Raw genomic sequence first — 8,951 nt, 5'->3', positions numbered from 1 at the left:
CTTTCCGTGGGGCCGCGCCCCTGGTTACGCGGTTCCCGCGTCGAGCGCGAGAGCCTCGTGTTGGCGCGACGGTGTAAGCAGGTCGCGCAGCAGGGCCGCGTTGTGTTCAAGCGCTTCCCCCTGGAACATCGCCTCGTGACGACCGCGACCTTGGTGGTAACGAACCGTCGCCGCCGAAGCCCAGGCTTCTCGCGCATGGGTGCGCTCCGGCTCAGCTTCGCCGCGTACGTAATAAATGGGTGCCGAAACCGTACCCGTATCGCAACCGCGGTAATGGTAGGCGTGGAAGGCACCCGGCGTTTTTTCCATAAGTCCCAACAGGTAAGGCGTATCCGCATAAACCCGCATCACCGGATCTTCGCGAACCTGACCGTGCAAGTCGGCCAAAAACGCCGCTTTGCGGCGGTGCAACACCGTCGCATCCTCGGGTGTTTCCGTGCGCGCCATGCTGTCGACCAAAATCAAAGCGGCGACCTGTCTACCACGTGCTTCCAAGGTTTGGGTGACCGCAAACGCGAGGTTGCCACCGGCCGAATAACCCAAAAGGCGAAGCGGCCCCTCCGGTTGTTCGTTTTCGATCTGATCCGCGTAAAAGGCCGGCGGGTCGGGTTGGTCGACAAAATCAAAACCCATAAAGGCGAACCCCGGGAGACGTTCCGCCAAGGGACGGTAGATCATGGCGAACCCCAACAGGGGCGGGAAGGCAAAAAGCTTGGCGGCCCCCGCTTCCCCCAGCAGGGCCGGTGCTGAACCGGCACAGGCGGCCTGCCATTCATCGAAGCCGTCCAGCGCGCGCGCCATGCCGCGAATGGTGCGGGTTTGCAGCAACAAGGTGAGCGGCAAGGCGCGGCCGGTTTCGCGATTGAGGCGTGCCATCACTTCCGCCGCGCGCAGGCTATGCCCGCCCAGTTCGTAGAAATCGTCGTCGATGCCCGGCGCCGGATGGTGGAGAACCGCGCGCCAGATCCTTGCCAAAAGCCGTTCGCTCACCGTGGTGGGCCCAACATATTTGTGGCCGACAGCGGTTGTTTCACGTGAAACAATGGCGCCCAGTGCACCCAGGTCGGTCTTTCCGCTTGCTGTACGCGGCAGGGCTTCCACAAAGTGGAAACGCGTGGGAATCATGGCCTCGGGTAACGCGCCCAACATGCTTTGGCGCAGGGTTTCCCGATCCAAGGACCCCGCCGTTTGCACGGCCGCGGCAAGGTCGTCGCCAACCAACAAAACCGCCGCATCAACCACCCCGCCCTGGGCACGTAACACCGCTTCAATTTCGCCCGGCTCAATGCGGTTGCCGCGAATTTTGAGCTGCCGGTCGGCGCGACCCAAAATCGTCAGGCCGCGCTCGCTGTCGAAACGGGCCAAATCGCCCGTTCGAAACAGACGGCCGCCGTTGCCAAACGGGTTGGGAACAAAACGCGCCGCCGTTCCAGCCGCGTCGCCCGCGTAACCCCGCGATAAGGCCGGTCCACCGAGGTACAATTCCCCAACCGCCCCGGCCGGCAAGGGGTTACCCGCGCCGTCCATGAGGTACAGGTCCAATCCACCCAGGCCGAAACCGACCGGAACACGACCCGGCAGTTCCCCGGTTTGGGTAACCTCGGCCGCACAGGCACCGGTCGCCTCGGTCAGGCCGTAGTTGTTGACCAACGTGCAGTGGGGCAGCTTGCGGCGCACCGCCGCCGCCACATCGACCGGCAGGCTTTCGCCGTGAACCACCAGATGGGTCAAGGATGCCAAACGGGTCGTGATCCCCGGCTCCGCGACCAACAGCCGCAGCACCGACGGCACCATTTGGATGCGTCGCATCCCATGCTTCTCGAGGTACGCCGCCAATTTGATCGGCTCGGCCCGTACCGAGGCCGCCGCGACATGCAGGGTCCCGCCCTGGTGCAGCGCATCAAATACTTCCATCAGGTATTCGTTCACATTGGCGCCCGCCGTCAAGGCAAAAGGTTCGCCAGGGGTTGCTGGACATTGGGCCGCCCACCAAGCCAAGCGGTGCGCCAAACCGCGATGGGTCACCATCACGCCTTTCGGCCGACCTGTCGAACCCGAGGTATGCAGTATCGCCGCGGTTTGGTCGGGATCCAGCCGCGTGGGTAGCTCGGGCTGTGCCGCGTTTTGGCGCGACGCCGCCAATGCACCGATGCGGTACAAGGCCACCTCCCGCCAATCCGCATCGACCGCATCGTCATCGACGATCACCAGAAGCGGCCGACAATCATCCAGCACCCGCCGGCGCCGTTGCGGCGGCATGTCGAGCGGCAGGTAGGTGCCACCCGCGCGCAGCACCGCCAACAAAACCACCACCGCCGTGACCCCGGGTTTGAGGCAAACGCCGACCGGGGTTTCGCCGCGCACGCCCAAGGCCCGCAGCGCCCGCGCCGTCGCTTCTACCTGTTGGGCCAGTTCACCATAGGAAAAGCTTTGGGTACCGTCCGTCACCGCCGTGGTGGTTGGGGTCGTCCCTGCCCGTGCGAAAAAAGGTTCGTGTAAGGCTGCCGGCGAATCATCGAACCTGGCCCGCGCCAAGGCCTCGGGAATGTTTTTACCCAACGGATGCAGCTCAAGCGCCCGCCCCGGCGCTGCCAAAAGCCTGTCGAACAAACACTCGAACGAAGCCGCCAACTGTTCCATCGTTTCCCGTTTGTAGATGTCGGCCGCGTATTCGATGAAGCAATCGACCTCGTCCGCGCCTTCCATAAAAATGAACTGAAGATCCATCGGCGAGATTTCCCGATCCGCGTAATATCCTTCCACCCGAAATTCGGGGGCACCCTCCTGGTGGAGCTTGGCCGCTTCCGTGTTCAGGCCCGCGGCGCTCACATACACAAAACCCAGTTGGGCCAACGGCATCGCGCTTGGATCACGCTCCGGTTTAAGCGCCTCCACCATCGCCGAAAAGGGGACCCGCTTGTGTTTCAAGCCTCCGAGTACCGTGGTTTTGGTCGCTTCCAGAAGCGCCTCAAACGACATGCCCGGGGTGATCCGGCCCCGGAAGGGCACATAATTGAGAAAGTAACCGATGACATGGGCCATTTCGCGGTGTTCACGGTGGGAAGCCGGTACCGCGATCAACATATCCCGCATATCGGCCCAACGGTAGAACAGGGCAAAAGTCCCCGCCAACAGCGTCATCAACGAGGTGGTCCCCGCCAAACGGTTGCGGGCACGCAGCCGTTGCGTCACATCACCACTGAGTTTAAAAAAAGTACGGCTACCGCGATCATTAAAGACCTTGGGACGCGGGTAATCCCCGGGTAAACCGATCCGGGTCGGTGCGCCCTTCAGTTCTTGTTCCCACCAGGCTGATTGCTCCTGGAAGGCCGCGCTCGCCAACCACTGATTGCGCCACAAAGCGTAATCAATGTAGTGGCGGGTAATCGGCGGCAGCGGCGCCGGATTGCCGCGCAGGTGCCCGCCGTACAAGGCAATGAGTTCGCGAAAGAAAATGTTGTAGGAGACGGCATCCGTAATCGAGTGGTGCATCACCGGCACCATCAGGTGCACGTCATCCGCCAAACGAATCACCACAAATCGCACAATCGGCCCCTTTTCCAAATCAAAGGGCTGGTTAATTAACCTGGCCGCGGCCTGTTGGGCCAACCGCTCGCGCTCGGCCGCGGGTTCGCCGCGTAAATCAACCCAGGTAATCGAACCGCCGAGATCGTCGGCAATCGCCACATGAGGAACACCATCCACCACGGGGTAAAAAGCCCGCAACATTTCCTGGCGTCGAACCAAATCGGCATAAGCTCGTTCTAGTAGGGGCGGTTCGAGTGGACCCAATAAACGTTGGCCGTTACCGATGTTGTAGGGCACCGCTTCCGCGTCGACCTGCTGGAAATACCAGAGTGCCGCCTGATCGGCGCAGGCCGGCCAAGGTCCCGGTCCCGTACGAGCCGGAATCACCGAATCTTCGTCGGTAGCACGTTGTTTTTCGCGGGAGCGCAGGAATAACGCGCGTTGTTGGGGGGTCAGCGCCGCGACCCGTTCGGCCAAGGTTTTCACAAGGCGTTCCTTCGAACGAATTTTTGATCATGATGAACGTGCCTGCGATTATAGCCGCGCCAAAATCGAAAGGAAAGCCGTGGTTGCGCGAAGGGACAAGCACCGAAGAAAAGCACATGATCCAAAAAAGAATGATTTATCTCGCGATGGGACCAAGTCGCACTTGACCTTGGCAACATGCCTTTCTACAATTCGCCACATAACGAAATGAGGTGTTTTGTGGAAGCGGTTTCTCTCTTTAAAGCCCTGGCCGATCCCAACCGGGTTCGCGCCTTTTACGCCCTCCTCCAACAGGAACTTTGTGTTTGCCAAATCGTGGAATTGCTCCAGTTAGCCCCCTCGACCGTCTCCAAACACATGTCGATTTTGGCCGCCGCCGGTTTGGTAGCCGGCAACAAACGCGGCCGCTGGGTCTACTACCGCCACACCGCCGCCGACAACCCCGCGGCCGCGGTGCTCTTGCCGGCCCTGCAGCAATTGGTCGCCCAAGAAACCTGGCCGGAAGCGGACCAGCACCGATTGGACACGATTCTGGCCGAGGACCCCGAATTCCTGTGTCGCCGCCAAAGTAACCGCCGCCAACAACGCAATCCACCATCCTAACCCGCATTTCGCACAAGGCTTTCTGCTTCTCGCGACGAATCCTTGTGAGCATTGCGGGCCAACCGAGGCATCTATGAACTTTTTCGAACGTTATCTCACCGTTTGGGTCGCGCTCTGTATGGTCGCCGGCATCGCGCTCGGCCAATTCGCGCCCGGCTTGGCCCAATCCCTAGAAGCCATGGCGATTCGCGTCAACGGCGCGCCCGTCGTCTCCGTTCCCATCGCGATCTGTCTGTTCCTGATGATGTACCCGATAATGGTCAAAATCGATTTTGACCACGTCGTCAAAGCCGGTACCTCCGGCCGCCCCGTCTGGCTCACCCTGTTCATCAACTGGGGCGTCAAACCCTTCACCATGGTCGGCCTCTGCACCCTGTTCCTCGGCGTGCTGTTCCAAGGGTTCATCGGACCCGACGCCGTCGATCTCGTCAAAATGCCGCTCGGCCTCGACCTGCCCGTCGGCGCCACCCACGGCGCGGGGGTCGTCGTCGAACAGGACGGGGTACGCATGCTGCAAATCCCCCTGTGGCGCAGTTACCTCGCCGGCTGCATCCTGCTGGGCATTGCACCCTGCACCGCGATGGTTCTCGTCTGGGGTTATCTGGCCAAAGGCAACGACAGCCTTACCCTGGCTATGGTTGCTATTAACTCGCTGACAATGTTGGTGTTATACGGTGTGCTCGGCGGCTTTTTGCTCGGCGTCGGTCGCCTGCCCATTCCCTGGGAAGCACTCCTGCTCTCCATCGGCGCCTACGTCGCCCTGCCCCTCGCTTGCGGCTACGGCTCACGCAAAGCGATCCTCGCGCTCAAAGGCAAGGATTGGTTCGAATCAACCTTCCTCCACTACCTCACCCCCATCACCATCACCGCCCTGCTCGCCACCTTGGTGCTGCTGTTCTCGTTTAAAGGCGCCGTCATTCTCGCCAACCCACTCACCATTCTGTGGATTGCCGTACCGCTCACCCTCCAAACCCTGATCATTTTCGGTCTGGGTTTCCTCGCCGCCAAACGCCTGGGTTTGTCCTACGAAAATGCGGCACCCGCCGCCATGATCGGCGCCTCCAACCACTTCGAGGTGGCCATCGCCACGGCCGTGATGCTCTTCGGTTTGTCTTCCGGCGCGGCCCTGGCGACCGTGGTCGGGGTATTGATCGAGGTCCCGCTGATGCTGTTTTTGGTCGCCGTCTGCAAGCGCAGTCAAGGATGGTTTGCGGCTTAGCTGGTGTGGGTTGCCACCTCGGGCGCCGCGCGTTTTAGTCCGTAACACCCGAGGTTCAACTCCTTACAAACCCTATATGGCACGAGGCCGGAAGACGCCGGCCTGAAACGCCGGCTTGACTTATTTCAGCATCGCCATCAGTTGCTGGGTCAGGTCTTCGCAATGGACTTCCAATGAAGCCAATTGGACTTCGCTCAAATTGAGGGACTGGGCCGATTCGGTCAGGTCGAGCCGGATGCTTTCGTCCTGACGCAGGCCGAGACCGACCTTTTTGCACAATAAATTGGCCAAGGCCACGATGTGCAGGTCGGCGTTGTCCGATTCCTCCGTGGGGATCTCCTCGTGGTGAGCCACAATCCCGGTTAATTTCGGGGGCAGGCCCGCCTCGCTGAGGTACCAGGCACCCAGTTTGGCGTGTTCCTTTTCACAGAGCTTGAAAAATTCGTCGGTGCCGAGTTCGGCGAAATCGACCTTAAAGCTGTCGTTTTGTTTGAGGGCCTGGAGGCAGAGAATGTAACCGAAATCGTGAAGCAACCCGGCGGTAAAAACTTCTTCCGTGGCCTCGTGCCCTACCTGCTCGGCGATTTTTTGTGCCGTCACCGCCACCCCGAGGGCGTGCTCCCACAAACCTTCCAACAGGGTGAGCATCGATTTTTTGTCCGATGTGTAGAGTTGTTTGTTTTCCAGGGCCGTAATCAGGGTTTCGGTAACATTCAGGCCCAAGCGCATGATCGCCAACTTCAGATCGGTGATCTCAACCAAACCGCCGTAAAGGGCGCTGTTGGCCAACTCCAGGATTTTGGTGGCCATGGTTTGGTCGGATCGGACCAGCTCCACCACATCGTTGATCGTGCCGTTGCCGTCATTGCGGATCTTGCGAATTTTGGTCGCCAGCACCGGCAATACAGGCAGCTTTAACTTGTCTTTGTTTTCGTAGATGTAGGCCGCAATTTGGTTTCTCTTTTCGCCAGGTTGCGTGCGCTGCCGTCCCGTTTTGACCACGTTGAGGGCGTTGACCTGTATTTTGACCGACAGCAAGGTGTTGCAGGATTCACACTGAAAACTGAACAGCAACCTCGGGATATCGTCGTCGTTTAGGAGATTGTCGTGGCGACAAACCGGGCAATGGATTTTCATGGGGTGCCTACCTGGGAGGGAACGGCCGGCGCTTAGCCGACCATTTCCAATAATTGGTTGATCGGGCGAACTTTGGTGGAGACGGGAATAAATTTGAGCACTTCTTCCAGGGTGGTCTGGTTGGACCAAACCTTGGCAATGCCGTCCTCGGCCATGGGAATTAGCGCCGCCTCGGCAAGGGCGATTTCGCGAATTTTGAAGGTACTGGCGTCGCGCAGAACCGCGTCGCGCACGTGTTCCTCAAGGATCAGCAACTCGTGAATGCCGAGCCGGCCGGCGTAACCGGTGTTGAGACAATGGGCACAGCCCGAGCCGGTAACGAATTCCCGGGTGGTGAGCAAACTAGGAGGCAGACCGACCCGGCGTAACAGGCGTGCCTTGGGAATGTAGTTTTGCTTGCACTGGTTGCAAATGCGCCGTACCAGACGTTGGGAAACCACCGCCAAAACCGTGGAGGAAACCAGATAGCGTTCCACGCCCATTTGCACCAAACGGACCAACCCGCCGGTGGTGTCCTCCGTATGGAAGGTGGCGTAGACTTTGTGGCCGGTCATGCTGGCGTGAATCGCTATATTGGCCGATTCCAGATCGCGAATTTCGCCAAGCACGATGACGTCGGGATCTTGGCGCATGATGGCCTTGAGCGAGCTGGAAAAGGTACGACCGGCACGTTTGTCAACGCTGCACTGGACGATTTCGGGAATGATGTATTCAACTGGATCCTCGACAGTCACAATTTTGTTGCCGCCAACGAGCTGGTACTGAAGGGTGCTGTAGAGCGTGGTGGTTTTGCCGCTGCCGGTCGGTCCCGTAATCAACACAATGCCCGCGGAACTGGCGATGACCTCGTCGACGTAACGCTCCAAATTGCGCCTGCCGAAACCAAGGCTGTCCAGATCCACCAAGCCGCTAAACGGGTTGAGGATGCGCACGACCACCGATTCCCCGTGCACGGTGACAAAAATGGAGACCCGGCAGTCGATAGGGTGACCGTGGAAGTTCACCTGAAACTTGCCGTCCTGGTGCTTGCGCCGTTCCGAAATGTCGCATTCAGCCAAGACCTTGATGCGGGTAATCACCGAGGCGTTGCGCTCCAACGCAAAGTGCTGGTGTTCGACGAGGTGGCCGTCGACCCGGTAACGCACGCGAGTGACCGTGTCCATCGGTTCGATGTGAATATCGGAGGCCCCTTTTTCAATGCCTTCCTTAATGATGTCGTCGACCAATCCGGCCACGCTGCTATCCGCGTGTTTGGTTTCCAGTTCCCTGGCGTTGGTTTGTTTGGGCCGATTTTGCAGGTAACGAAAAATGGTTTCCAATTCGGTCGGGGTCGCCAAACCGAAGCGAAAAGGTAGGTCGTAAATGCCTTTTAGCACCGGGTTAATCGTGTCGCGGTAATCCTCGGTGACCACGATCAGCAGTTCCCCTTCAATCACCCGGTACGGCAGGATGAAATTCTGTTCGAGGAAGTTCATCGAAATTTTATCGACCAAATCCAGGTCGACCTTGCGGAAGTCGGGAATAACGCGTTCGATTTTGCGGTAGAGGGAAATCGCGTCGCACAGGGTTTTTTCCGTCAGCTTTCGTTCTAAAACAAGGACTTCCCCAATGCGCTTGCCCGGATACTTCTTCTGGGCCAGGAGTGCCTCTTCCAAATCGGTTGGGGTGATGAATTCCCGTTCCACCAACAAGTCACCCAAACGGATTTTGCGCGCGTATTTGATCATGATTTCATCGAGGTCTGATTCCTTGACGAAATCCAGTTCAATTAAAATCCGGCCGATGCGGCGTTTGCTTTTGAGTTTTTGTTGGATGCGCAGGGCACGATCCAATTGCTCACGGCTGACGATGCCTTCCTCGACGAGAATCTCGCCGATGGGCCGTTCCCTCGGTTGTTCCTCTACCGGCTCGGCCGGTGGTGTTTCTTCACTCATGGTCCACACCCGCGCTTCCATAATCGAAGGGTGGGATCCGGGTT

General features: G+C 59.1%; 5 protein-coding genes. 2 read left to right on the top strand and 3 right to left on the bottom strand.

The window, feature by feature from the left end:
• Nucleotides 1-24: 24 nt before the first annotated feature.
• On the bottom strand, nucleotides 25-4,014 hold the full coding sequence (locus J3U88_RS05555; protein ID WP_207857427.1) for a non-ribosomal peptide synthetase: 3,990 nt from the start codon (nucleotides 4,012-4,014) through the stop codon (nucleotides 25-27).
• Between the two features lie 219 nt (nucleotides 4,015-4,233).
• On the opposite strand from J3U88_RS05555, the gene J3U88_RS05550 reads away from it, so the two are divergent.
• Nucleotides 4,234-4,617, top strand: a complete 384-nt coding sequence (locus tag J3U88_RS05550) for a metalloregulator ArsR/SmtB family transcription factor (protein ID WP_207857426.1) — start codon at nucleotides 4,234-4,236, stop codon at nucleotides 4,615-4,617.
• 73 nt (nucleotides 4,618-4,690) lie between these two features.
• Nucleotides 4,691-5,836, top strand: a complete 1,146-nt coding sequence (arsB, locus tag J3U88_RS05545; protein WP_207857425.1) for an ACR3 family arsenite efflux transporter — start codon at nucleotides 4,691-4,693, stop codon at nucleotides 5,834-5,836.
• A gap of 120 nt (nucleotides 5,837-5,956) precedes the next feature.
• Here the strand turns inward: arsB and J3U88_RS05540 are convergent, their stop codons facing one another.
• Both J3U88_RS05540 and J3U88_RS05535 read right to left on the bottom strand, forming a co-directional pair.
• Nucleotides 5,957-6,973, bottom strand: coding sequence for an HDOD domain-containing protein (locus J3U88_RS05540; protein ID WP_207857424.1), 1,017 nt, complete (start codon nucleotides 6,971-6,973; stop codon nucleotides 5,957-5,959).
• 32 nt (nucleotides 6,974-7,005) lie between these two features.
• Complete coding sequence (locus J3U88_RS05535) at nucleotides 7,006-8,907, bottom strand: GspE/PulE family protein (protein WP_207857423.1); 1,902 nt, start codon at nucleotides 8,905-8,907, stop codon at nucleotides 7,006-7,008.
• Nucleotides 8,908-8,951: the final 44 nt, after the last annotated feature.

It is taken from the genome of Acanthopleuribacter pedis, from assembly GCF_017377855.1.
In the GTDB taxonomy this organism is placed as follows: Bacteria; Acidobacteriota; Holophagae; order Acanthopleuribacterales; family Acanthopleuribacteraceae; genus Acanthopleuribacter; species Acanthopleuribacter pedis.
This window is presented reverse-complemented; position numbering and strand designations above follow the sequence as displayed.